Source organism: Streptococcus sp. 27098_8_75 (genome assembly GCF_041432475.1).
In the GTDB taxonomy this organism is placed as follows: Bacteria; Bacillota; Bacilli; order Lactobacillales; family Streptococcaceae; genus Streptococcus; species Streptococcus gordonii.
Genome location: NZ_JAPVZR010000004.1, coordinates 132778 through 158935, shown reverse-complemented (window position 1 = coordinate 158935; position 26158 = coordinate 132778). Strand labels below are relative to the sequence as shown.

The 26158-nt window shown below is 41.8% G+C and carries 23 protein-coding genes; 13 read left to right on the top strand and 10 right to left on the bottom strand.

All coding sequences use genetic code 11. From position 1 onward, the window contains the following. Window positions 1–31: 31 nt before the first annotated feature. From O3640_RS07820 to O3640_RS07785, 8 genes are all read right to left on the bottom strand, one after another. Complete coding sequence (locus tag O3640_RS07820) at window positions 32–910, bottom strand: ABC transporter permease (protein ID WP_227221482.1); 879 nt, start codon at window positions 908–910, stop codon at window positions 32–34. Continuing rightward, the gene (locus tag O3640_RS07815; protein WP_227221483.1) at window positions 903–1832 is read right to left on the bottom strand and encodes an ABC transporter ATP-binding protein; all 930 of its coding nucleotides are present in this window, start codon (window positions 1830–1832) and stop codon (window positions 903–905) included. The genes O3640_RS07820 and O3640_RS07815 overlap by 8 nt, the downstream gene beginning before the upstream one ends. Before the next feature lie 144 nt (window positions 1833–1976). Next, complete coding sequence (locus tag O3640_RS07810; RefSeq protein WP_227221484.1) at window positions 1977–2894, bottom strand: XRE family transcriptional regulator; 918 nt, start codon at window positions 2892–2894, stop codon at window positions 1977–1979. Between the two features lie 347 nt (window positions 2895–3241). Then, window positions 3242–3466: a hypothetical protein gene (locus tag O3640_RS07805; RefSeq protein ID WP_061584960.1), complete on the bottom strand. Its 225-nt coding sequence runs from the start codon at window positions 3464–3466 to the stop codon at window positions 3242–3244. Window positions 3467–3721: 255 nt separating this feature from the next. Next, window positions 3722–4177, bottom strand: coding sequence for a protein-export chaperone SecB (locus O3640_RS07800; protein WP_061584961.1), 456 nt, complete (start codon window positions 4175–4177; stop codon window positions 3722–3724). Continuing rightward, complete coding sequence (locus tag O3640_RS07795; protein ID WP_061584962.1) at window positions 4177–4440, bottom strand: hypothetical protein; 264 nt, start codon at window positions 4438–4440, stop codon at window positions 4177–4179. Before O3640_RS07795 ends, O3640_RS07800 begins: the two co-directional genes overlap by 1 nt. Continuing rightward, window positions 4430–5032 (bottom strand): hypothetical protein, encoded by a 603-nt coding sequence (locus tag O3640_RS07790; RefSeq protein WP_061584963.1) that lies wholly within the window; start codon window positions 5030–5032, stop codon window positions 4430–4432. The genes O3640_RS07795 and O3640_RS07790 overlap by 11 nt, the downstream gene beginning before the upstream one ends. 222 nt (window positions 5033–5254) lie before the next feature. Next, on the bottom strand, window positions 5255–7147 hold the full coding sequence (locus O3640_RS07785) for a M13-type metalloendopeptidase (protein WP_371586825.1): 1893 nt from the start codon (window positions 7145–7147) through the stop codon (window positions 5255–5257). A 147-nt stretch (window positions 7148–7294) separates the two neighbouring features. On the opposite strand from O3640_RS07785, the gene O3640_RS07780 reads away from it, so the two are divergent. The 4 genes from O3640_RS07780 to tpx all read left to right on the top strand — a co-directional run bounded on the left by O3640_RS07780 (window position 7295) and on the right by tpx (window position 10452). Beyond that, the gene (locus O3640_RS07780) at window positions 7295–8014 is read left to right on the top strand and encodes a metal ABC transporter ATP-binding protein (RefSeq protein WP_012130835.1); all 720 of its coding nucleotides are present in this window, start codon (window positions 7295–7297) and stop codon (window positions 8012–8014) included. Between the two features lies 1 nt (window position 8015). Further along, window positions 8016–8852: a metal ABC transporter permease gene (locus O3640_RS07775; RefSeq protein WP_061582746.1), complete on the top strand. Its 837-nt coding sequence runs from the start codon at window positions 8016–8018 to the stop codon at window positions 8850–8852. 26 nt (window positions 8853–8878) lie between these two features. Further along, a complete protein-coding gene (scaA, locus tag O3640_RS07770; RefSeq protein WP_105026629.1) occupies window positions 8879–9811 on the top strand; it encodes a metal ABC transporter substrate-binding lipoprotein/adhesin ScaA in 933 nt (310 codons plus the stop codon). Window positions 9812–9960: 149 nt separating this feature from the next. After that, on the top strand, window positions 9961–10452 hold the full coding sequence (gene tpx / locus O3640_RS07765; protein ID WP_012130838.1) for a thiol peroxidase: 492 nt from the start codon (window positions 9961–9963) through the stop codon (window positions 10450–10452). A 200-nt stretch (window positions 10453–10652) separates the two neighbouring features. Here tpx and hutI read toward each other — a convergent pair whose 3' ends face one another. Continuing rightward, window positions 10653–11918 (bottom strand): imidazolonepropionase, encoded by a 1266-nt coding sequence (hutI, locus tag O3640_RS07760; protein ID WP_061599523.1) that lies wholly within the window; start codon window positions 11916–11918, stop codon window positions 10653–10655. 203 nt (window positions 11919–12121) lie between these two features. Between hutI and O3640_RS07755 the strand changes: the two genes are divergently transcribed. From O3640_RS07755 to O3640_RS07715, 9 genes are all read left to right on the top strand, one after another. Next, window positions 12122–14152 (top strand): urocanate hydratase, encoded by a 2031-nt coding sequence (locus O3640_RS07755; RefSeq protein WP_048775499.1) that lies wholly within the window; start codon window positions 12122–12124, stop codon window positions 14150–14152. Window positions 14153–14267: 115 nt separating this feature from the next. Continuing rightward, entirely contained in the window at window positions 14268–15167 is a 900-nt protein-coding gene (ftcD, locus tag O3640_RS07750; RefSeq protein WP_012130840.1) for a glutamate formimidoyltransferase, read from the top strand. A gap of 14 nt (window positions 15168–15181) precedes the next feature. Then, entirely contained in the window at window positions 15182–15808 is a 627-nt protein-coding gene (locus O3640_RS07745) for a cyclodeaminase/cyclohydrolase family protein (protein ID WP_221738312.1), read from the top strand. 66 nt (window positions 15809–15874) lie between these two features. Continuing rightward, window positions 15875–17548 (top strand): formate--tetrahydrofolate ligase, encoded by a 1674-nt coding sequence (locus O3640_RS07740; RefSeq protein WP_371586824.1) that lies wholly within the window; start codon window positions 15875–15877, stop codon window positions 17546–17548. A 12-nt stretch (window positions 17549–17560) separates the two neighbouring features. Continuing rightward, complete coding sequence (locus tag O3640_RS07735) at window positions 17561–18160, top strand: HutD family protein (RefSeq protein ID WP_371586823.1); 600 nt, start codon at window positions 17561–17563, stop codon at window positions 18158–18160. An 87-nt stretch (window positions 18161–18247) separates the two neighbouring features. Further along, on the top strand, window positions 18248–19582 hold the full coding sequence (locus O3640_RS07730; protein WP_046164658.1) for an APC family permease: 1335 nt from the start codon (window positions 18248–18250) through the stop codon (window positions 19580–19582). A 16-nt stretch (window positions 19583–19598) separates the two neighbouring features. Beyond that, complete coding sequence (gene hutH / locus O3640_RS07725; RefSeq protein WP_061603366.1) at window positions 19599–21140, top strand: histidine ammonia-lyase; 1542 nt, start codon at window positions 19599–19601, stop codon at window positions 21138–21140. A 295-nt stretch (window positions 21141–21435) separates the two neighbouring features. Continuing rightward, a complete protein-coding gene (locus tag O3640_RS07720; protein ID WP_045504357.1) occupies window positions 21436–21939 on the top strand; it encodes a hypothetical protein in 504 nt (167 codons plus the stop codon). A 106-nt stretch (window positions 21940–22045) separates the two neighbouring features. Then, window positions 22046–23035 carry a formimidoylglutamase gene (locus O3640_RS07715; protein WP_020992718.1) on the top strand — a complete coding sequence of 330 codons (990 nt, stop codon included), beginning with the start codon at window positions 22046–22048 and terminating at the stop codon, window positions 23033–23035. Between the two features lie 64 nt (window positions 23036–23099). Here the strand turns inward: O3640_RS07715 and O3640_RS07710 are convergent, their stop codons facing one another. Beyond that, window positions 23100–26141 (bottom strand): AAA family ATPase, encoded by a 3042-nt coding sequence (locus O3640_RS07710; RefSeq protein WP_268709858.1) that lies wholly within the window; start codon window positions 26139–26141, stop codon window positions 23100–23102. Window positions 26142–26158: the final 17 nt, after the last annotated feature.

Genomic DNA, 26158 nt, shown 5'->3' with positions numbered 1-26158 from the left:
CACTTTTATACAACTTTAGCTGAGGTCCCTTTCATTTCTTAACCTTTTTAATAAAAAAGTGGAGTGTTAATAGAGCAACAATAATAAGTGAAATATAAATTAGCATGAATTGATTAGAAAGATGATCCCCACTAGCATTCTGCAATACTACTCCATAAGATTCCTTGTATTCATTTACCACCGAAGATGGGGCACTATCAAATACTTGAGCAATTGAGTCTTTCATCAAAACTTGTTTTAAAAGTGCATTCACTTGTGTCATAGGAAACCAAGTCATAACCTGCTGCAAAGTTTCCCCGACTGAACCGATAGAAAGATAAACTCCTGAAATAAATCCGATAAAGGTACCAACGATCGTACTTAAAGTGGTAAAAGCTGAACTTGTTCGTATAAAGGCTAATACAGGAAGAACAATAGTAGCTGACAAGACTGTTGACAAGCTAACAATTCCAAAAATCTTTAGATAGTCCATAACCGAATAATCTAGAAGGGAACTAAAACCGTTGAAAATCCCAATCGCAAAGACACAAGAGAACATGGTGAGGATAATCCCAAATAGGATTGCAAAAATAGCATAGGATAATTCAACCTTGAAATTAGAAATGGGACTAACCTTGAAATCTTCACTCAGTTTCTTTTCTTTATCTGAGACCATTACTCCAAACGCTCCTAAAGTACTGGTCATAGAAATAATCGTCGTCAAACCTGATATCAACCAATAGTTTACCATCTTAATTGTATCGCTCGAAGCAGTGTCGCTACCTAACGCTTCCTTAATGGCATCAATCTGGATTTGTCCTAGAAAGACTTGATAGACTAAAATTAAAATAATAACTGACAAGAATGACATGAGAAACGCCAAACGATCTCGCGTGTATACTTTCCTATTTCTAGAAATTAGCTCAAACATTCATTTCTCCTCCTGTTCCTTTTAATAAATTTAAATAAGCTGCTTCCAAGTTTGAATATTCCACATTAAATGCTTCAATGATAGACTTATCTTGGTTTTCAGAAATAATTTCCATCATTTCTTCAACAGAAACATCTTTAAAAACAATCTCTCTTTCTGACAAAACTTGACTTTTGTTCATAAATTGTGATATCGATAGTGATGTTACAGACTGACCTTCTTTTAAGCGCAAATTCAAGTTAGTTGTCGAATGCTTTTCAATAAAAGTAGCAATATCTCCTGAGTAATAAAGATTACCAGAAATTAAAACATGTAGAATATCACATCCAGCCATCTCTTCTAAATAGTGAGTAATGAGAACTACCGTCATATTATCTTTCTTATTCAACTGATAGATGGCATCCCATAAATCATGTCGAGATTGTGGATCTAAACCAGTGGTTGGCTCATCCAGCAACAAAAGTGATGGTTTAGGCAGCAGAGCACGAGCAATATCTACTTTGCGTTTCTGCCCCCCTGACAAGCTCCCGTATTTTTTATTTTTAATAGATGCAACATCTAGATAGTTTTGTAAATCCTTCATTCTCTCCAAGACCTTGGTCTTAGATAAGCCATACAAGGCACCTCTAGATACCAAATTTTCCTCTACTGTTAAATTTTCATCCAAACGATTGCTTTGAAAAACGATTCCGATATGGCGATAAAAATCTTTTGTGGATAGAGGCCGTCCGTCAACTTCCCATCTAATATCTCCTGAGCTTTGCTTGAAATTTTGAATAAGGAGATTAAAGAGAGTCGTTTTACCCGCACCATTGGGCCCAAGAAGTCCATAGAACTTGCCTTCTTCCAAAACTAAATCAATTCCCTTTAAGGCTTCAAAAGAGCCATAGTTTTTCTTAATATTTTTTAATCTAATTTCCATTTTTCCCAAATTCCTTCCTCAAGAAGAAGTAACTTCTTTTTTTCTACTCCCACTATTATAAGAGATCATTAAACCGAAGTGTGAGGACATTCATGTCCTATTTAAAAAACTCTATGAGTTCCTAGACTCACAGAGTTCTGTTGCTTATTCGTCAATTTTACTATAGCGGCTTATATCCTGCTCCCAATCCAGTCTCATGTTCTCCTTAAGGACATCTTCTGGCAATAGCTCTAGCATTAACTTGACCTTTTGATAGTTATCCTCAGCTTTTTCGAGATTGTTTTCTAAGAAGAGGGCGATTTTCCACTGAAGCGCATAGCTAAAGACACGATCTTGAAAGTCGTTTCGCCTCAACATCAGCTCTTCCAGGGCTCGTAATATTTTAGGTAGTAAATCATATTCTTGATAATGAGACAAGACCCCCGCCGCAAAAATGATTCTGGTCTGGATTTTTTCCAAGCCGCTGGTAGGATAATCAGCTACCGCCTCAAGCAACTTGTTTAGCAAATAAGTAAACTCCTTCTTATCAAAATCTTTCAAACCAAGCGCCAACAGGCGTAAATCAATGATTTCTAGATCCATTTCCGTCAATTTTTCTTTGGCCAAAGCCTGATCCAGATATTCATCTATTAAGCCTTGATCATAGGCAATATTTTCCGTTAAAACCATATCATTCTTGGCCTGCTTAATCTGAAGATAAAGTTGTTCTTCCTCAGGGAGCTGATCGAAATACTTCCGATAGATTTCCTCGATCAGCTCTTCTCTCTGTTGAAGACGCTCTCCATCGCCATAGTGATATAGCTTTTCCAAGCGATACTTCAATTCAAGATAGCCTGATGGCAATTCGAATCGCTCTCTATTTGCTAGCCTATCTAGTGATACTTCCAGTTGCTCAGCAATATAGAGAGCTGTTGCGATGGTAGGCAGAGACTGGCCTTTTTCAATTCGCTGTAATTGCCGTGTTGTCAAAATGTCTTCTTCCCCACAAATGGCCTGACGACTCAAGCCTTTTTCTTCTCTTAGAGATTGAATTTTCTGTCCTAGCTCTTCCTTGAATTCCACATCAGGATCTCCTTCTTCCAGATATCTCCTATTATAGCATAATTTGATCATCAAAATTTATCTCTGTAGCTACAAATAAAAACCTGACCAAAGAACTTTGTATTATTACTTTTTGGGGTGATTAGTACGTTTTATTATATATCTCTATGTATTGGTATTAAAACGGTTCTTTGTTTCCATGTTTCTTTTAAATGTTTTGGAGTATCTTCCTTACTCCACAAATCACTGAACATAAAACTATACTTTTAATGAGTTCAGCAGGCAAGAAACTGGCACTATTCAAAAGTGCTTTTTTATTCCTATTTAGCAGGAAACTATTTTACCATTCCTTAACCAAATTCCACACCTTATTCATATTCAATTATTTCACCAATATAATTCTCATCAGAATCACTTTCAAAAGCGATCATACACTTAGAATCAAACGAAGGGACAGTATCATATTCAAAACCTTTTAGCCTTATTTCCCGACAGGCTATGGTTTCATTAAGTCCCTTTTCTAATTCTGGATCTAAGTACAGAATTAAATAGTTTCCAAGTCTATTTTGGTCGACTACTTTATTATTTTTCATTGATACACCTTCCTATTCTTATACTGGCATAAAATATACCAAAGTAATGTTTTATCGCTTTTACAATCAAAAAACCTAGTTTGGTGATCTCTCAAAGATCACAGCTTATTATAGGTTATTATAAATCATTAAAAGTTCTTAAAATGTTCACAAAAAAACTAAAAAGGGCGTATTCAAGAAACTAGCGCCTTAAAATGTGGTTTTTAACTATATAAAAAGATAGATATTAGTTAATACCTATCTTTTTACAAAAAATTAATCAAATCCAATATAGGTAATCAAATCATTTTCCTTAATTGTTTCTGCAAAATTCATTACAGGTAGAGTGTATGCCGGAAATTGATTTGAGAGATTAGTTAAAGTAGAAATATATGCACGTACATACGGATAAAGTATAGCTACAGCATTACTTCCTAAAACTTGTTTTAATTCTTCTTCGTTTTCAAAATCAGAAGAGGAATAACTATATAACCCCCTAATAGATACTTCACATATAAATGGAATATTAGGTATCTCCTCAGGATCTGTTGATTGCCCTAAATTTACGTTAATGATAACATATGATTTTTCTTCTTCTTTATCAATCCCAATTTCTGCAGAAAATCTAATTGGGACAAGTAATTTCCCGTCTTCTCTGTTATTTTCAAATTCAGGATTATTCTGATAAACTGACTTATCAATTACATATTCTTCAAACGAAATAATTGCCATTACGCTGCCATATCCTTCACTTGCACTTTATAAGTGCTATTATTCTTGTCACTCTCTACATATCCTACAAAACCGCGAGACTCAGCTCTAACATTTTCCAATGAGCTCTCTGTGAAATACTGTGGATTGCATTCTATTAGACTGTTAAGCTCCATTTTTTCTTGGCGTAGTATAGCTTGAACAATTTCTTCTAATGCTTCCTTAGGGAGCCAAGCATCTGTATCAAGAATTGACTCATCTAAAACAAATTTTTCAAAATCCATGATATACCTCCTTTGTTTTCGTCCAGTCAATTAAATTCATATCTCTTAAACAAAATTCTCTTGAATTTTCAACACCAGATAGTGGTCTCGGATGTTCAGAAACCGTGGGAACATAACTCTCATAGGTAACAGCATTCATCTTTTGAAATGAAGGATGATATTGTAGAATATGTTCTAAAAATATACCGTCAAGGTTAAATCTTTTAAAGGAACGGTTCTGTCTTAATCTACCCAACATACATTTTATTTGATCATAACTCTGTTGCTTATATAAGTTGAAAAATTTTTTTGACTCAGGTTCACTTAGGTCTAAGACTTTTAATTTTTGCGAATCGACTTCGAAACTTATTACGCCTATTTTGTTTGAATTAGATCTATAAATACGTGCGTAATTTTTTGCACTCTCTAAACCACTATATCCCGCAACTCCATCATCGATAAACAAATACAAACCTTGTCCCAAATCATTCGGTAAACTTTGATTGGCTTGTATGTCGAAATCTTTCCCAATTATAAATTGAGAAATTGTAAAAGACTTTGTTTCTAAAATACTTTTTACTGAAGAGGGCCTTGTTCCATGGTATCCTTCCAAAGAATGCCTCCTATTTTTAACATTCTGATACAATATGAATCGTTAGGGGTACCTAACGTATCAAAAACATTCTATTATATTTAGCAACACATGTCAATTATATGTTCGCATTTTTCACTATTTATTTGAGACTTTTCTCTTTTTCTTATAATTAATTAAAGATATACAATTCTTTATTAAAATTCTCCAGTCAGGTTTTTATGTCGTCTTATGACTTGTTTGTTACCAAATAATCACCCGCTCTTCTGGGCTCCGCCACATGCCGTCCCCTTCTTGGACATCAAAGGTTGTAAAGAAATCGTCAAAGTTAGGCAACTGCACATTGGTCCGAAGCTTGGCTGGAGCATGAACATCAACGCTTGCTAGGAGTTTCATATACTCTTCGCGTCCCTTCATCCGCCAAATGCGGGCAAAGTTGGTAAAGAATTCCTCTGCAGAGAAATCAGCTTCTTTCTTTGCTGCTTCTAGGGCTGCTGCAATACCGCCCAAATCTGCCACGTTTTCTGAAACGGTCAGCTTGCCATTGACCTTAGCTCCATAGGAATCCTGTCCTTCAAACTGGTCAATGACCTTTTGAGTCCGCTCGGTAAAGGCTTGGTAGTCATGCTCCGTCCACCAGTTGTTGAGGCTACCATTTTCATCAAAGGAAGCGCCATTGGTATCAAAAGCATGAGAAATCTCATGGGCGATGACCGCTCCGATACCACCGTAATTGGCTGATGAGGATTGGTGCAGGTCATAGAAAGGCGCCTGCAGGATCGCCGCTGGAAAGACAATCAGGTTTTTCTGCGGATTATAGTAGGCATTGACCATGTGGGCTGGCATGCCCCATTCCTTGTAATCCACCGGTTGATTCCACTTGCTCCAGCTGTACGCAATATCAATCTGGCTCAGCTTCTGAGCATTTTCAAGGAGCGTCAGCTTTTCATCCACGATCTTGCGAGAATAACGCTCAGGGAGCTCGTCTGGATAACCAATATAAGGCTTGATGACATTAAGTTTGACAATGGCTTTGTCACGAGTTTCTGGTGTTAACCAGTCATTCTGAGCTAGGCGGTTTTTGTAAACTTCAATCATGGTCGCTACTTTCTGCTCTACATCAGCCTTGGCTTCTGGAGAGAACTTTTGACCCGCATACCAAAGACCGATTGCTTGATTAAAAGGTCCCTGAGCTAGGTAATAAGCAGCTTTTTTCTTGTCCTGGGCTTGGGGAGTTCCCGATAGAGCACGTTGATAAGCACCTGCTAAGACACGGATGTCATCCGTTAGATATGGGGTTGTATTGCGAACCGCAGAGAGAATCAGTAAAGCGTGGAGTTTATCCCAGTTTGCGGCTGTATAGATATCCTTGGCTGCTTTCCAGAAGCGTTCCTCAGGCACAATGACTTGGTCGGGTTCTTGACCGATTAACTTGGTGAAGATATCTGCCAAAGGCAATTCCGGCACAAAGGCCTTGAAATCGTTCCACTTATAAGGATGGTAGAGCTTAGCATACTCAGAGCTCTCCTCGTTAGAGAGAACATACTGGGCAAAAACAGCATCCAAGTCCAAAACCTTGTCTAAAAGATCCTTGATTTCCTCTTCAGTAAAATCAAATTTTGCTAGTAAATCTTCCTGGGCCTTGCGCCATTTTGCAAGCAACTCTGCCTTCTGAGGATGGTCTTCCGCGTAGTAGGTCGTATCTGGCAAAATCGTTCCCGGTCCGTCAGCCCAAAGGACATTAATACGGGCATCCATAAAGTCAGGCGCTACACCAAAGGGGAAATAAGTCGGCTTGCCAGCCAGCTCAAAATCAGCAATCTTAGAAGCATAGTCTTCAAAAGACGCTAGGTTGCGAATCTCATCAATATAAGCACGCGCAGGCTCAGTTCCTGCTGCTTCCCGCTTGTCATAATCCGCTGCTAGGCGATGGTAAGCAACGAAGTTCTGCAGAATAGCATCTTCTGGTACTCCATCGCCAGCCAACCATTTGTCAGTCGTAGAGAGCATGAGATCTTCAATTTCCTCAGCCAAGTCCATAAAGCCACCTGTAACTGGTTTATCGTCGGGAATAACAGCTGTCTTGGCCCATTCGCCATTTATTGCATCATAAAAATCATCTTGCAGTCGTGTCATCTTTTTCTCACTTTCATACTTTTGATATAACCTTATCAAAAATAGCTTTGATTTTCAAATCTTTGTTAAATATTTCCCATATTTTGCAAAATTAACTTGACTTAATTTTTATGTTAAGGTATATTAATACAGTGGGGGGTGATATACATGATTGAGATACAAAACCTAAGTGTCAGCTATCAGGGCCAGCTGGCATTAGATAAGGCAAACGTAACTATAAAAGGCCCTACTATTACAGGGATTATCGGCCCAAACGGAGCTGGAAAATCCACCCTTATTAAAGGTTTATTGGGAATCGTCGACCACCAAGGCCAAGCTTTACTGGATGGTCAGCCCTTAGACAAAGAACTAAAACGAATTGCCTATGTAGAACAAAAAATCAATATTGACTATAACTTTCCTATCAAGGTAAAAGAGTGTGTTTCTCTTGGGCTTTATCCTAAGATAAAGCTTTTCCAAAGATTAAAGACTTCTGACTGGGACAAGGTCAACCAGGCTCTAAAAATCGTTGGTTTAGAGGATTTTGCTGAACGTCAAATCAGTCAACTGTCTGGCGGTCAATTCCAACGGGTCTTGATTGCGCGCTGCCTAGTCCAAGAAGCGGATTATATTTTCCTTGATGAGCCTTTTGTTGGGATTGACTCGGTCAGCGAAGAGATTATTATGAAAACACTCCGTCAGCTAAGAAAAGACGGGAAGACGATTTTGATTGTCCACCATGACTTGAGCAAGGTGGTCGCTTATTTTGATCAGGTCTTGCTACTTAACAAAAAAGTCGTCGCTTTCGGATCAACCGAGAGTACCTTCACCAAAGAAAATATGCAGCAGACCTACGGCTCTCAGCTCTTTATGAATGGAGGTGCCTAGGATGATTCAGGAATTTATTCAAGGCTTACATGACTTTCATTTCCTGCAAAATGCTTTGATTACAGCCATTGTGATTGGAGTGGTGGCCGGTGCCGTTGGCTGCTTTATCATTCTGCGGGGCATGTCACTCATGGGGGATGCCATCTCTCACGCGGTGCTGCCCGGTGTGGCCCTGTCTTTTATTTTGGGGATTAATTTCTTCATCGGTGCCATTACCTTTGGCTTACTAGCTTCCATTATTATCACTTATATCAAGGGCAATTCTATTATCAAAAGTGACACGGCTATCGGAATTACTTTTTCTTCCTTCCTGGCTCTGGGGATCATTTTGATTAGCGTTGCCAAGAGTTCGACCGACCTCTTCCATATTCTCTTTGGGAATATCTTGGCGGTACAAGACCTTGATATGTGGATTAGTATTGGCGTGGGTATTTTGGTGCTGCTGGTCATTAGTATTTTCTTCAAGCAACTTTTGCTGACGTCCTTTGACCCGCTTTTGGCCCAAGCTATGGGAATGAAGGTTAATTTTTACCACTATTTGCTGATGATTCTCTTGACTTTGGTTTCTGTCACAGCTATGCAAAGTGTCGGAACGATTCTGATTGTGGCCATGCTGATTACACCAGCTGCGACAGCCTATCTCTATGCCAAGAGTCTCAAGACCATGATTTTATTGTCATCTACCTTGGGGGCTGGTGCATCTGTTTTAGGCCTCTTCATCGGTTATAGTTTTAATGTTGCAGCTGGCTCCAGCATTGTGCTAACCTCTGCTCTGATCTTTTTGGTTTCCTTTTTTATCGCTCCTAAACAGCGGTATTTAAAAAGAAAAAGTAAATAAAATTAATTTATGGAGGATTTTTTCTGATGAAAAAATGTCGTTATTTAGTTTTGCTTTTAGTGGCTATTGTAGGGCTAGCGGCCTGCTCTAGTCAAAAAAGCAGTTCTGACTCTAGCTCTTCCAAGCTAAATGTCGTTGCAACCAATTCAATTATCGCAGATATCACAAAAAATATCGCTGGCGATAAAATCAATCTGCACAGTATTGTCCCTGTCGGTCAAGATCCGCATGAATATGAGCCTCTGCCCGAAGATGTCAAAAAGACTTCTAAGGCTGACCTCATTTTCTACAACGGTATCAACCTTGAAACAGGTGGTAATGCTTGGTTCACTAAATTAGTAGAAAATGCCCAGAAGAAAGAAAACAAGGACTACTATGCTGTCAGTGAAGGCGTTGATGTCATTTACCTAGAAGGCCAAAATGAAAAAGGAAAAGAAGATCCTCATGCTTGGCTAAACTTGGAAAATGGGATCATCTATGCGCAAAATATTGCCAAACGCTTGATTGAAAAAGACCCTGACAATAAGGCTACTTACGAGAAAAATCTCAAAGCTTATGTAGAGAAGCTAACTGCTTTGGACAAGGAAGCCAAAGAGAAATTCAACAACATCCCAGAAGAAAAGAAAATGATTGTGACCAGTGAAGGTTGCTTCAAATACTTCTCTAAGGCATACAATGTGCCATCGGCCTACATCTGGGAAATCAACACTGAAGAAGAAGGGACTCCAGACCAAATTAAAAGCTTAGTTGAAAAACTGCGCAAGACCAAAGTCCCATCTCTCTTTGTCGAATCAAGTGTAGACGACCGTCCGATGAAGACCGTTTCTAAAGACACTAACATCCCAATCTACGCTAAAATCTTCACCGACTCAATCGCTGAAAAAGGCGAAGATGGAGACAGCTACTACAGCATGATGAAATACAATCTGGATAAAATTTCTGAAGGATTGGCCAAATAATAACAAAAGGTTAGGAAGCAATCCTAACCTTTTTATGCAAAGAAAAAATTGGGCTGAAATGTAGGCGTTCTCAAATTTCCAGTCAAATTATTCGAAAAAAATACTTATTCGGAGTACAATGAAGCTATCAAACATGAATGGAGACTTTTATGACAACTTTTCTTGGAAATCCTGTAACCTTTACTGGAAAACAACTGCAAGTAGGCGACACAGCCCATGATTTTAGCCTGACTGCAACGGATCTATCAAAGAAAACTCTGGCTGACTTTGCTGGCAAAAAGAAAGTCCTGAGCATCATCCCATCTATCGATACTGGTGTCTGCTCAACTCAGACTCGCCGCTTCAACCAAGAACTCTCTGACTTGGACAATACCGTTGTTATCACAGTTTCAGTTGATTTGCCTTTTGCACAAGGCAAGTGGTGCGCTGCTGAAGGCATTGAGAATGCTGTTATGCTATCTGACTACTTCGACCATTCTTTCGGTCGCGACTACGCTGTCCTCATCAATGAATGGCACCTTTTGGCCCGCGCAGTTCTCGTTCTGGATGAGAACAACACTGTGACCTATGCCGAATATGTCGACAATATCAACACTGAACCTGACTATGATGCGGCAATAGCAGCAGTAAAAAACTTATAATCATCACGACCACTCAAACTGAGTGGTCTTTTTATGTCTAATTTTGAAAAAAGAGAGTCTGAAACTTTTGTTAGAACTGATCCTAAGATTATTTCTTTCTCACTTACGAAACAAAGCTTCTTAAGATCTGACACACTACAAAAGAAAACTCTCCCTGTCACCAGAGAGAGTCTGAAAAATACGATTCGTTTTTAGAAAGCTTAAACAATTCTTCCTTGATCGACAACTAGTTTTCCTGCCTTGTAGACCTGATGGGTCAGGTTAGTCGCAAAGAAATAAAGTGGATAGTCAATATTCTTAGCATCTAGGATGGTAATGTCAGCCTGCTTGCCAGTATCAAAGCTACCAATCTTATCTTGACGGTTAACTGAGTAGGCCGCATTGATGGTTACAGCGTTGAGGACTTCCACTGGCGTCAGACGCATCATAAAGCAGCCCAGCTGCATAACGAACTGCAGGTTAGCTGTCGGACAAGAGCCTGGATTGCTGTCGGTGGTCAGGGTAATAGCCATACCAGCTTCCAGCATCTTGCGGGCTGGTGCATAGGTATCTTCCATCAGACTGAAGGTAGTTGCCGGCAGAAGATTCCCGATAACCTTAGCTTCTGCCATCTTGCGAATACCTTCGTCTGTCGCCATCATCAAGTGTTCCGCACTGGTTGCTCCTAGCTCAGCCGCTACATCTACCCCGCCGATAGACTCGATTTCATCAGCATGGATACGAAGCTTGAAGCCCATCTCCTTAGCTTTAGAAAGTAAGTAGCGTGACTCGTCAGCTGTAAAGACGCCTTTTTCACAGAAAATATCACAGAACTCAGCTAGATTTTCTGCTTTTACCCGAGGCAGCATTTCCTCGACGATGAGTTCCAGATATTCCTGAGAACGTCCCTTGTATTCTGGTGGAACAGCGTGGGCAGCCATAAAGGTTGAAACTAGATCAATATCATGGTCACGATCCAAAGCTCCAACAACATCTAGCTGACGCTTCTCTGTTTCCCAGTCCAAACCATAGCCACTCTTGGCCTCAACCGTTGTCACTCCATGAAGCAACATATAGTCCAATAACTTCTTAGATTTATCGTAAAGATTTTCAAAAGAAGCTTCTCGCGTTGCTCGAACTGTACTGAGAATTCCGCCACCTTGAGCAAGAATTTCCAGATAAGGAACACCGGCTAATTTCTTAGCAAATTCATGCTCCCGGCTGCCACCGTAGACCAAGTGAGTGTGGCAGTCGATTAAGCCGGGCGTAGCAATCTTACCCTCATAAGACTGAATCCTAGTATCTGGTCCAATCAGACTAGCATCTGGTTCTCCGCTGCCAACAGCTAAGATTTTGCCGTCTTTGACTGCAATGTAGCCGTCTTCTAACACTCGAGCTTCCTTCATCTCCGCTCCGAAAAGCGGATGTCCAAGATCGTTAGGACAAAAGACTTGATTAAAGTGAGTTAATAGTAAATCAGCAGTCATGTTTCTTCCTCCATTTTATTTCTAACATTTTTACTTGCTTTTCATCATAATACACTATCGTCAAATTATAGTCAAAAGCTTTTAAAAAATAGGAAAAATTCTTTTTTCTATTTTATGTTTTTTTCTTGACTTTTTATGGACGGGGGTCTTATAAAATAAGGTCGAAACATATTTTATACTTGACTTAATAAGGAGGAATCTTCATGTCATACTTTAGTGAAAATGAAATTGCAGCAGCAATGACCGTCAAATTAGACGATGTATTACCTGAAAAAACGGTTTTCCAAGAAGGCATCCGTCGTGCACCTGACCGGGGCTTCCGTCTCACTCAGGCACAAACAGAAATCGCTCTAAAAAATGCTCTTCGCTATATTCCAAAAAAATTCCACGAAGAAGTGATTCCAGAATTTTTAGAAGAATTAAAAACTCGCGGACGGATTTATGGCTATCGCTGGCGTCCAAAAGAACGTATCTATGGTAAACCAATTGATGAGTATAAAGGAAACTGTACCGCAGCTAAGGCTATGCAGGTCATGATTGACAACAACCTGAGCTTTGAAATCGCCCTCTATCCTTATGAATTGGTTACTTACGGGGAAACTGGATCTGTCTGCGCTAACTGGATGCAGTATAATTTGATTAAAAAATATCTGGAAGTGATGACCGACCATCAAACTTTGGTTGTAGAATCTGGTCACCCTGTTGGCCTCTTCAAATCTAAACCAGAAGCTCCGCGTGTCATCATCACCAATGGTCTCTTAGTCGGTGAATACGACAATATGAAAGACTGGGAAATTGCCGAAGAAATGGGTGTCACCAACTACGGTCAAATGACAGCCGGTGGCTGGATGTACATCGGTCCTCAAGGTATCGTCCATGGTACTTTCAACACCCTTCTCAATGCTGGGCGCTTGAAACTGGGTGTAGCTGATGACGGTGACCTAACTGGTAAACTCTTTATCTCTTCTGGTCTGGGTGGCATGAGTGGAGCTCAAGGGAAAGCGGCCGAAATTGCTAAAGCTGTGGCAATCGTAGCTGAAGTAGACCAATCTCGGATTGAAACTCGCCACTCCCAAGGCTGGATTAGCCAATTAGCTGAAAGTCCGAAAGAAGCAATTGACTTGGCTCAAAAAGCTCTAGAAGCTGGTGAATCAACTTCTATCGCCTATCATGGTAACATCGTAGATCTCTTAGAATATGTCAACGAGAACAATATCCATGTCGATCTACTATCTGACCAAACCTCTTGCCACAATGTCTATGACGGCGGCTACTGTCCGGCTGGTATCAGCTTTGAAGAACGGACTCGCCTCCTAGCTGAAGACAAGGAAACCTTTGTTAAGTTGGTTGACCAAACCTTGGAACGTCACTTCAAGGCAATCAAGACCTTGACTAACAACGGCACCTACTTCTTTGACTACGGTAATGCCTTTATGAAGGCAGTCTATGACTCTGGCATCAAGGAAATTTCTAAGAATGGCTTTGACGACAAAGACGGCTTCATCTGGCCTTCTTATGTAGAAGATATCATGGGGCCAATGCTCTTTGACTATGGTTATGGTCCTTTCCGTTGGGTATGTCTGAGCGGTAAACACGAAGATCTAGTCGCTACTGACCATGCAGCTATGGAAGTGATTGACCCTAACCGTCGCTACCAAGACCGCGATAACTATAACTGGATCCGTGATGCTGAGAAGAACCAGTTGGTTGTTGGAACTCAGGCTCGGATTCTCTACCAAGACTGTATGGGACGCGTCAATATCGCCCTCAAGTTCAATGAATTAGTACGCGAAGGCAAGATTGGTCCTGTCATGATCGGCCGTGACCACCACGACGTATCTGGTACTGACTCTCCATTCCGTGAAACTTCTAATATAAAGGACGGTTCTAATGTTACTTGCGACATGGCCGTGCAATGTTACGCTGGTAATGCAGCTCGTGGTATGAGTCTGGTAGCTCTCCACAACGGTGGCGGAACTGGTATCGGGAAAGCAATCAACGGTGGTTTTGGCTTGGTTCTAGACGGCAGCGAACGCATTGATGAAATCATCAAATCTGCTATCGCTTGGGATACAATCGGAGGAGTTGCTCGTCGTAACTGGGCACGTAATGAGCATGCTATTGAGACAGCTATCGAATACAACCGTCTCCACCAAGGAACTGACCACATCACTATTCCATACTTAACTGACGAAGATTTGGTCAAAGAATCTGTTAAGAAATTGTTCGAATAGGAAAAACTTGTCCCCCAACTTCTAAACTGAGCTAGGCCTCACACCTAGCTCAGACGGAAGTTCCACTTTATCTACTTTGTAAATTTTAATAACATATAACACGAGGTAATATCTTATGGCAAAAATTGTTGAATGTATTCCTAACTTTTCTGAAGGCCGCAACCAAGCGGTCATTGACGGTCTAGTGGAAGTAGCTAAGAGCGTGCCAGGTGTAACACTTCTGGACCACTCTTCTGATGCCAGCCACAACCGCAGCGTCTTTACCTTGGTCGGTGATGATCAAAACATTCAGGAAGTTGCTTTCCGTTTGGTTAAATACGCTTCTGAAAATATTGACTTGACCAAGCACCAGGGGGAACACCCTCGTATGGGCGCAACTGATGTCCTGCCTTTTGTACCTATCAAGGACATCACAAGTGAGGAATGCGTAGAAATTGCGAAGACTGTATCTGAGCGGATCAACCGTGAGCTCGGTATTCCAATCTTCCTCTATGAAGATGCAGCGACTCGTCCTGAGCGTAAGAACTTGGCTAAGGTTCGTAAGGGACAATTTGAAGGCATGCCTGAAAAACTCTTGGAAGCTGACTGGGCGCCTGACTATGGTGAAAGAAAGATTCACCCAACTGCTGGTGTCACTGCTGTTGGTGCTAGAATGCCGCTCATCGCCTACAACATCAACTTGGATACAGACAATCTAGAAATTGCCAACAACATTGCCAAAATCATCCGTGGATCAAGCGGTGGTTACAAGTACTGTAAAGCGATCGGCGTTATGCTGGAAGACCGCAACATTGCTCAGGTTTCTATTAACATGGTCAATCTGGAAAAATTCCCACTCTATCGTGTCTTTGAAACTGTTCGCTTTGAAGCTAAGCGCTACGGAGTTGGAATCCTCGGCTCAGAAGTCATCGGTTTGGCTCCAGCCAAGGCTTTGATTGACGCAGCAGAATACTATCTGCAAATCGAAGACTTTGACTACGGCAAGCAAGTTCTGGAAAACCATTTGCTGGGCTAGGAGGACAGAAAGCTATGAAATTAGTAGATTTAAGTTTGACAGAATTTGCCCAGGTCCTAGGCTCAGATGCTCCTGCACCAGGAGGTGGCTCTGCTGCTGCTCTTTCCGCAGCGAACGGTATTTCCCTGACTAAGATGGTTTGCGAATTAACCCTTGGAAAGAAAAAATACGCAGAATTTGAAGCAGAAATTGCTCAAGTGCATGCAGAAAGTGCTCGCCTGCAAGAAGGCTTGCTCGCAGCTATCGACAAGGACACTGAAGCCTTTAATCTGGTCTCCGCTGTCTTTGATATGCCTAAGGAAACAGAGGAAGATAAGGCTGCCCGTCGGGAAGCTATGCAACAAGCCCTCAAGGAAGCGACCAAGTCACCTTATGGCATGATGGAAGACATCTTGGCTGCCCTGCAAACAACTCAAAAGGCCGTCGGCAAATCCAATACCAATGCTGCTAGCGACTTAGGCGTGGCAGCCCTGAATCTAAAGGCTGGCCTGCAAGGTGCTTGGCTCAATGTCCTCATCAACCTGTCAGGTGTCAAGGATGAAGCATTTGTCGCTGATTACCGCAGCAAGGGTGAAGAGCTCCTACAAAAAGGCTGCGCTCTAGCCGATGAAATTTATCAAGAAATTTTGAAAGTTGTCTAATAAATAAACGGAAGAGAAGTCCGCTCTTTTCCATGAATGGACTTCCTTTTCTCAAGAGGTAACAATATGGTTTTATCAGATATTGAAATTGCTAATTCGGTTCAAATGAAGCCCATCAAAGAGGTGGCAGAAAAGCTAGGAATTGCTGAGGATGCCTTGTCTCTTTATGGAAATTACAAGGCAAAAATCAGTGCCGGCCAACTAGAAGCCTTAAAAGACAAGCCAGACGGTAAACTGATTCTCGTGACAGCTATTTCTCCGACACCAGCCGGAGAAGGTAAGACCACGACTTCTGTCGGATTGGTCGATGCTTTGGCTGCAATCGGTAAAAAAGCCGTTATCGCTCTACGGGAACCTTCACTCGGACCTGTCTTTGGTATCAAGGGCGGAGCTGCTGGCGGTGGGCACGCTCAGGTTGTACCTATGGAGGATATCAACCTCCACTTCACTGGTGACTTCCATGCCATCGGTGTTGCCAACAACCTGCTGGCGGCCCTCATTGACAACCACATCCACCATGGCAATGCCTTAGGCATTGACTCTCGCCGCATCACTTGGAAGCGGGCAGTGGATATGAATGACCGGCAACTACGCCACATCGTGGACGGCTTGCAAGGCAAGGTCAATGGTGTTCCACGTGAGGATGGATTTGACATCACAGTTGCTTCTGAGGTTATGGCTATCCTCTGTCTGTCAGAAAATATCACTGACCTCAAGAACCGTTTGGAAAAAATCATCATTGGCTACAGCTTTGAAGGTAAGCCAATAACTGCTAAGGATCTGAAAGCTGGTGGCGCTATGGCTGCTGTGCTCAAAGACGCTATCCATCCAAACCTGGTTCAAACTCTGGAACACACACCAGCCTTGATTCACGGCGGACCCTTCGCCAACATTGCTCACGGCTGTAACAGTGTCCTAGCTACCAAGCTGGCTCTCAAATATGGCGACTATGCTGTCACAGAAGCTGGTTTCGGTGCTGACCTGGGTGCTGAAAAATTCATCGATATCAAGTGTCGTACATCTGGTCTTCGCCCATCGGCTGTAGTTCTGGTTGCTACTATCCGCGCTCTCAAGATGCACGGTGGTGTGGCTAAGAGCGACCTAGCTGAAGAAAATGTCCAAGCCGTTGTAGATGGTCTGCCAAACTTGGAAAAACATCTGGAAAACATTCAAGATGTTTATGGATTGCCAGCAGTCGTTGCTATCAATAAATTCCCGCTGGATACCGAAGCAGAATTGCAAGCAGTTTATGACGCCTGCCAAAAACGTGGCGTTGACGTAGTGATTTCCGACGTTTGGGCAAATGGCGGAGCCGGCGGTAAAGAGTTGGCTGAAAAAGTTGTTGAATTGGCCGAAGGAGACAATCACTTCCAATTTGTATATAATGAAGAGGACTCCATTGAAACCAAGTTAAACAAGATCGTTACCAAGGTCTATGGAGGCAAGGGAGTTCGCCTGACTCCTGCCGCTAAACGTGAACTGAAAGAATTAGAAGAGCTGGGCTTCTCCAACTATCCTATCTGTATGGCCAAGACGCAGTACTCCTTCTCAGACGATGCTAAGAAACTGGGCGCACCTAAAGACTTTATCGTGACTATCAGCCAGCTCAAAGTTTCTGCTGGTGCAGGCTTCATCGTAGCTCTAACTGGTGCGATCATGACCATGCCAGGACTACCTAAAGCGCCAGCCAGCGAAAAGATTGATGTTGACAAAGACGGCAATATCAGTGGTTTGTTCTAATAAATATCAAAAATGACAAATGTAACCCTTCTAAAATCAAACGATTTTCAAGTTTCCGATTGGTCGGGAGGAAAGACAAAACAACTTTATCTTTTCCCTCCAACTGGCCACTATGGCCGGCGGGAATTTGACTATCGACTCTCAACAGCAACTGTGGAAGCAGCTGAAAGTGAGTTTTCTGACTTGAGTGGCTTTCACCGTATTCTTATGAGCCTAGACCATCCTCTGCGCCTTCTCAATGATAGTCGGCAAGAGGAAACGGTTCTAGCTCCCTTTACCCCCTATTTCTTCGAAGGGAGTGATTCTATCACAAGTCGCGGGACTTGTACCGACTTTAACTTAATCTACAGCGACCACTATCAGGGACAGATGATTGCCGTCTCCAATAAGCAAGTTCTCATACGAGACGAAGAGATTCAATTTATCTATGCTTTGACAAATCTAACAGTGATTGGAGATAACTTTCCACCACTTGATATAGAGGAAGGAAATTTTCTGATAGTGGAAAAAGAGACTCAGGAAACTGAGTTGCATATAATGTTTTCATGTAACCAATCTAAAGGCTCTCCTCTTGCCATTTGGGCTGGTTTAAACCACATCCCCGCTAAGTAAAGATACAGTGATGCTCCAAGATTGGTCTGCCACCACCCTATCTTTACTTGGAAGGGATCCTCATATCTCTAAAGGAGAAACATTATTATGGATGCAAACAAACTCAACACACAAGAGCAGGAAAAAGCGAAATTCAGCTTTGCCGGTGCAACTCTTTATGGTATTAATGCCGTTATCGGCTCTGGTATCTTCCTTCTACCTCAAAAAATTTACAAAGGACTTGGCCCTGCTTCTCTGGCTGTCATGCTAGGGACTGCTCTCCTTGTTATTCTGCTAGCAGTCTGCTTGGCAGAAACTGCAGGTTATTTCAATAAAAATGGTGGAGCCTTCCAATATGCCAAGGAAGCATTTGGTAACTTTGTCGGATTTAACGTAGGCTTTCTGGGTTGGGCGGTTACCATCATCGCTTGGTCCGCTATGGCTGCAGGATTTGCAAGACTCTTTGTCATTACCTTCCCAGCTTTTACCCCTTATGAACTAGTCCTTAGTATCACTTTAATTGTCTTGCTCAGCTTGATGAATATTGCTGGTTTAAAGACCTCTAAGTTTTTCACACTAGCTGCAACCGTAGCTAAGTTGATTCCAATCATTGCATTTGCAGCATGTGCCATCTTCTTCATCAAAGGTGGAATTGACAAAGGAAACTTTACTCCCTTCCTTCAGCTAGAACCTGGCGCAGATATCATGAAGGCTATCTCAAGTACAGCTATTTATATCTTCTATGGTTTTATCGGCTTTGAAACTATGTCTATCGTTGCTGGTGAAATGCGCGATCCAGAAAAGAATGTCCCTCGTGCCATTCTAGGATCTATCAGTATTGTTTCTGTTCTCTATATGCTGATTATCGCAGGAACCATTGCTATGCTAGGTAGCCGTATCCTACAAACAGATGCTTCTGTACAAGACGCTTTTGTTGAAATGATTGGCCCTGCTGGGGCATGGATCGTTTCTATCGGAGCCCTTATTTCTATTGCCGGACTCAACATCGGTGAATCTATCATGGTACCGCGTTTTGGGGCAGCTATCGCCAATGAAGGTATGTTACCTAAAAAAATCGCTGAAACAAATTCTAAAAACGCACCTATTTTTGCCATCATCATCTCAGGTGTTTTAGCTATCGCATTGCTCTTTACAGGAACTTTTGAAGTACTAGCAGCTCTCAGCGTAGTTTTCCGTTTCTTCCAATACATCCCGACTGCTCTAGCCGTATTGGTATTGAGAAAGAAATATCCTGATAAAAAAGTAGTCTTCCGCGTTCCATTTGGTCCAGTAATCCCAATCCTAGCAGTCTTAGTCAGCCTTGTCATGATTTGGGGTGAAAACCCAATGAACTATATCTATGGTCTCATAGGTGTCCTTATCGCAAGTGCAGTATACTATATCTATATTGTACTGATTTGTGAAAATAAAGTTCTTGAATAAAAGGAGAATAAATCGTATGACACATGTAATAAATTTGGATGGCGAACACCTTACTTTAGAAGATGTGATCGCAGTAGCCCGTCATGGAGCTACCTGCGAAATCGACCAAGAAGCTAAGAAAGCTGTAGAAGCTTCCCGTAAAATCGTGGACGACATCGTCCGGGAAAAACGGGTGGTCTATGGTGTTACAACTGGATTTGGATCTCTCTGCAACGTTAGTATCTCACCAGAAGATACGACTCAACTACAGGAAAATCTGATCCGTACCCACGCTTCAGGCTTTGGTGATCCCCTACCAGAAGATGCAGTCCGTGCTATCATGTTAATCCGGATTAATTCTCTGGTAAAAGGCTACTCTGGTATTCGCCTGTCCACTGTCGAAAAGCTTCTGGAACTGCTCAATAAAGGCGTCGTTCCATTCATTCCAGAAAAAGGCTCTTTGGGCGCTTCTGGTGACTTAGCTCCATTGGCTCACATGGTTCTTCCTATGCTAGGACTGGGCCACGCATACTATCAAGGCCAATTGCTCTCTGGCCAAGAAGCTTTGGACAAGGCTGGGATTGAAAAAATTGCTCTAGCTGCCAAGGAAGGGTTGGCGCTGATTAACGGTACGACTGTCCTAACAGGTATCGGAGCTCTGGCTACCTATGATGCCATCCAATTGCTTAAATTATCAGATGTCGCCGGCGCTCTTTCTATGGAAGTTCACAATGGTATTACTAGTCCATTTGAAGAAGACTTACATACCATTCGACCTCAGAGCGGTCAGCTAGCTACAGCCCGGAATATCCGCAACCTTCTAGAGGGCAGTGGCAATACGACCGTAGCTACTCAACAACGGGTCCAAGACCCATACACACTGCGTTGTATCCCGCAGATTCATGGCGCTAGCAAGGACTCTATCGCTTATGTCAAAACCAAAGTTGAGATTGAAATCAACTCCGTTACAGACAACCCTATCATCACCAAAGAAGGCCATGTTATCTCAGGCGGTAACTTCCACGGTGAACCAATGGCTCAGCCATTCGACTTCCTCGGTATCGCTATTTCTGAAATCGGAAATGTATCCGAGCGCCGTGTAGAACGTCTAGTTAACAGCCAACTGAGCAAGCTACCATCCTTCTTGGTCAAACACCCAGGACTCAACTCTGGCTTTATGATTACCCAATATGCTTGTGCTTCGCTTGCATCTGAAAACAAGGTTCTGGCTCATCCAGCCAGCGTAGACTCTATCCCATCTTGTGAAAACCAAGAAGACTTTGTCAGCATGGGAACTACTGCAGCACGCAAGGCAGCTGAGATTCTCAAGAATTCCCGCCGTATTGTGGCAACAGAAATCATGGCAGCCTGCCAAGCTCTGGATCTGAAACCAGAAAACCATGAACTGGGTAAAGGAACCAAACCAGCCTACGACCTCTTCCGTCAACATGTCCGCTTTATCGAATTTGATAAGGACATCGAAATCTATGAAGAGCTCAACAAGGCCTCTGAGCTGATTGAAAGCGATGAATTCCTAGCAGCAGTCGAAAAAGCTGTGGATCTATGCATTCAATTCTAAATCTGATACTCTTTGAAATTAACTTTTGAAGGTCTTAAGCTCTTTTGATGAACTTCGGTTCTATCAGCAGTGGCTCACCTTATCAAATTTGGATTTTTTTGAGTAAGAAAAGCGAATCAAAGAAGCCCGTGCTTGTTCAGCTGGGCTTTCTTTTTTCAGCTAAAAGTCATTGACAGCCATAGTGGAAACTCTTATAATAAAGTCGCTAGTGCCATTAAGCAAGGTCAAATAAAATGAAAATCTCAAGGGCAAATCTTAGAAGCTAGAAAGAGTTTGATTAAGGAGAAAAGTAACAATGAAAAAAGCCTCTAAAGTAGACTATTTTGCAATTCTACATCCACTTGTCTTAATCATTTTACCAGCAATGGCCTACCTCATTTGGCATATGTTAAAAACCATTTTATTTACTTTTTTAAATCTCCTAATAGGCAAGCCTATTGTTAAACAGGACGATAGCTTTCTCATTGTATTTTTTTATATATGTATCGCTGTTTTTATCCTTTATTCAGTCGGCTTTTTAGCACAACTGATGCTCCATATTTGCAATAGCAAAGAGAGCACCCTTTTACCTGTTTGGTGCATGCTTACAGCTTTAATTCTACTTGTACCAACGGTTGAAAATGGCCGAATCCTTAGCTCTGGATGGACACCATATGCTTATTTTCTTTCAATTGCAGCCTATATTGCTTATCTCTTTTCGAAAAGGCCAAAGGTTAGAGAGGGCTACCGGTCCAACTCTAAGATACGCTACGCTACATGGACTGCATTGATTCTCGCCATTATAGTGGCTTTCTTGTAAACAATTCCCTCTCCACTAAGCTTCTTTCCCCGCAGAAAGTCATTGACAGGCTTAGCGGAAACTCTTATAATAAAATCGCAATATCGTTATGGAAAAGGAAAAGATTATGTTAGAAGATTATTATCAATTAGATAACAGCTATTATCAACGGGGGGTCGAGGATAATTTATACGCTGCCAAATGGGGTATGGTTATCGAATTCTTGAATTTAAATGACCCAAACTTAAAACCTTTTGAGGGAGTCAACTTTGCCTTAATTGGTTTCAAGAGCGACAAAGGAGTCTATATCAACCACGGTCGGGTTGGGGCAGTTGAAGGACCACAATCTATCCGTACTCAGTTGGCCAAACTGCCTTGGCATCTAGGTCGAAACGTCCGTGTCTTTGATGTCGGTGATATCGATGGTCCCAATCGGTCTCTGGAACAACTCCAAAGCAGTCTAGCGAAAGCTGTCAAGCGCCTGCGGGAGCTCAATCTTCGCCCCATCGTACTGGGAGGTGGACACGAAACAGCCTATGGAAACTATCTCGGACTCAAGTCTTCACTAAAACCCGAGCAAGAATTAGCCGTCATCAACATGGATGCCCATTTTGATCTTCGTCCCTATGACCAGACTGGTCCCAATTCCGGTACTGGCTTCCGCCAGATGTTTGATGAAACTTTGGCTCAGAAACAAGTCTTTAACTATCTCATTTTAGGTATCCAAGAACACAATAATAACCTCTTTCTCTTTGATTTTGTAGCCAAGTCTAAAGCCATCCAGTTCTTAACTGGACTGGATATCTATCAAATGGGCCACAAGGAAGTCTGTAAGGTTGTTGATGCCTTTCTTGCAGACAAGGAACAAGTCTATTTGACCATTGACATTGACTGCTTTGCTGCTGGTGCCGCTCCTGGTGTCAGTGCTATTCAGTCGCTGGGCGTAGATCCAAATTTAGCCGTTCTGGTCTTCCAGCATATCGCAGCTTCAGGAAAACTAATTGGTTTTGACGTGGTAGAGGTTTCTCCACCCCACGATATTGACAACCATACAGCCAACCTAGCTGCCAGCTTTATCTTTTATCTGACCCAGGTCTGGGCCCAAATACATGATTAATCTTTTTGTCAGAATAAAAAGAGAGGATGAAATTCATTTTCATCCCCTTTTATTTTGCATTTGATTATTGAGACAGTCTCAAGTGCAAGTTTTCCAGTTCTTTTAACTGATGGCGGTCCCGATAGAAATTAAGATGGCTTTTAGCCGTATCATAGTAATAATCAAAATCCCGAGTCAGTAGCTCTTCAAAACTACTTTCTTTCAAATCTCCTACCTGAAGTTGATACTTAATCACTGCCATCAGGTAGTAAATTAAGCCCTTGTCTCGCGGGTTGCCATATCGGCTAATCAATTCTTCTTTCTTTCTCAGCAGATCCAAGACTGGCTGATAGTCTCCTTTTTCACAACTAATCAATCCTAGATAGACTTCCAACTGAGTCTCCTTCCAAGGAAAACTAAGAGATTCCATAGCTTTTTTAGCCTTCAAGAGAATCGCCTCTGCCTGTTGATAATCTCTCAGCTGATAATAGGTCATGCCTAATCCAATATAGAAGGCAAATATTGATGGCTCTGCTATTTTGTTTTCTGTTAGATCAATTGCTTCTTTCTGGTGGGCCAAGGCTGTTGTAAAATTCCCACGAATCTGCTCAATCTCTGCCAGATAATCTAAAGCTGCTGCAATCTGAATCGAATATTTGGAGCGAAGCGAGTCTGTTAGGCTGAAACAATCAATAGACTGATAGAGATGGTGAAGCGACTGTTCTTCATCTCCGATCATGAGATGATATAGCCCCTTCAGACGAAGATTGACGGCAATGGCTTCGTGGTTATTGGCCTGGACTGAAGCATCCAGAGCCCTCTCCGTATAATAACGCATTTCAGGAATATTCTCCGTCTGAATACAGTAATAGATCATCTGCCGATAACCTTCCAGAAGGAACTCCATCTGCTGCAGTTCCTTGGCCGAAGCAATCACCTGCTGGATATTGTCCATCCCCTGCTGGTAATTTCCTGTCCGAATAGCATAGCGCCCTTCCAGATAGAGGAAACGAAGTACCAGCAATTGAAAATCCTTATGATTTTGATGTTTGCTTTCTAAGTCCTTTATTTCCTGACGAATTCGATCAAATTGCTCCAGAACAGCAGTCTGGTTGTTATCCTCTGTCTTTTCAATAAAACCAAACTCACGTGAGTAAATTGGAAAGAGTTCATGATGAAACTGTAAAGTAGCTTCCAAATAATGCAACTCGTATTCCAAAGACTTGATCGGTTGCTTAGACATCTTATAATGATAGGCAATTTCATTGAGCAACTGGGAATGATAAAGGGGGTCTCCCAAACATTCTTCCATGCTCTGGGCAATCTGATGATGCAACATCCGGCGCTTGGCTATTGACAGACGCTCATAAGCATAGATTTGTAGGAGCTCCTGGCTAAAATTCACTACCAGCTTGTCCTCCTCTTCCACCTCAATTAAGAGTCGCTTTTGTCTCAAAGCCTCAATAATTTCAACCAAGTCTTCCACAGGCAAAGCAAGTAACTTGGTCAAAAAGGAAAGTGACGCAGGTTCTCTGAAGCAAGCTAAATAGTCCAGTAGCTCCTCTTCCCCACTACTTAGATGATCCAATTTTAAAGATAGCTTAGCCTTGATAGCTGGTGTCAATGGCTGAAACTTTTCTCCTCTCAAGAGTTGCTCAGCATATTCTGACAGGAAGAATGGAATCCCTTGGCTAACTCGATAAATGTCTTTGACTTTTTCCTCAGAAAGAGCTTCTATGCCCTTTTGAGCTTGTAGATAAGCTACACTATCTTGAAAATTGAGGGGCTGCAGCTCAATAAAATCAATCTTATCACGAACCAGCAAATGATTGAAAAAATGCTCCAAATAAGAAGGAGTACTGAGATGTTTGGTCAGCACAAAGGCTACTGGGTAATCATACATATGGTTCATGACCTGTTCCAAGACCGCAGTACTAGCTGCATCCATCCAGTGACAATCCTCAATTAAAATTACCAGAGCTTTTTTCTTAGAAATTTTCTGCAGAATATCGACTACAAACTGGGCTAATTTGTCTGCATCTAGCTCAGCTCCAGAAATTCCTCCTGTTAAGATTGGAAAATAGCTTTCCAAAATGACTTGCCACTGACTAATTGTAAGAATCTTGTGCTGAATGACCAAATCACCCAAACCATCCAGTAGACCACGCCAAGGCTGAAGCTCCGACTTCATTTCTTCCTTGAAACACTCAGCCATAACAATTTGAAAGTACTTGGTCTGATTGGCTAGCACCTGACGAGTCACTGTCCGCTTCCCTATGCCAGTGCCCCCCACTAAAACTAGAGCACGCGACTCCTGTTCTCCTAAAATCTTAGAAAAATAAGACTCTAAGCGCTGAATTTCACTCACTCGACCAAAGAAATGGTCCGTATTCCGAAGAAATTGCTTGGTTTTTCTTTCACTCCGATCTTTAGCAAGAACTTCATGATAAAGTTGTTGAATAGACTCATTGGGACTAATTCCCAGTTCTTTGTCCAAGAGATTCACTAGTTTATAGTAAGTCTCAATAACCTTCCCTGGTCGATCATTATCCCGGTAGAACTTCATGAGCAAATGATAATTCTTTTCATCAAACTCGTCCAAGCTAATCAAACGACGCAGATTTTGCTCGGCTTCTTCTAGATTTAGCTGATCCTTTTCTTTTTCAAGCTGATGGTAGCAAGCTTGGACATAAAGTTGCTCATACTGGGTCCGCATTTTGGAAACCCAGTAATCAAAAGCTTCGCTATCCTTAAGATAGAACCCCTGCAAAAAATCTCCTTGATAGAGAGACAAATGCTCTGCTGGTTTAGCTATAAAAGTCTCCACATCACTTTCAATTTTGAAGTTTGGATTAAGAGACAAAACTGTCCTGTTGGGCGCAATAATCCAATCCCCACCTAAGAGTTTATTGGCCTGGTAGATGGTATTACGTAGATTTTTTTTAGCAGACTGATTGTCCTTATTTTCCCAGAGGATTCCTGCAATTTCTTCTCGATTAACCGCTCCATTGATATGAAGATAGTAAATCAAGGCATTTATTTTAGCAAAAGGGAAGAATACTTCCTCCTGATCAAGAAAAACACTGGGGCTTCCCAATAGTTTCAAGCTCAAAAGTTTTTTGTTCATGCAAACGCCTCCAAGAA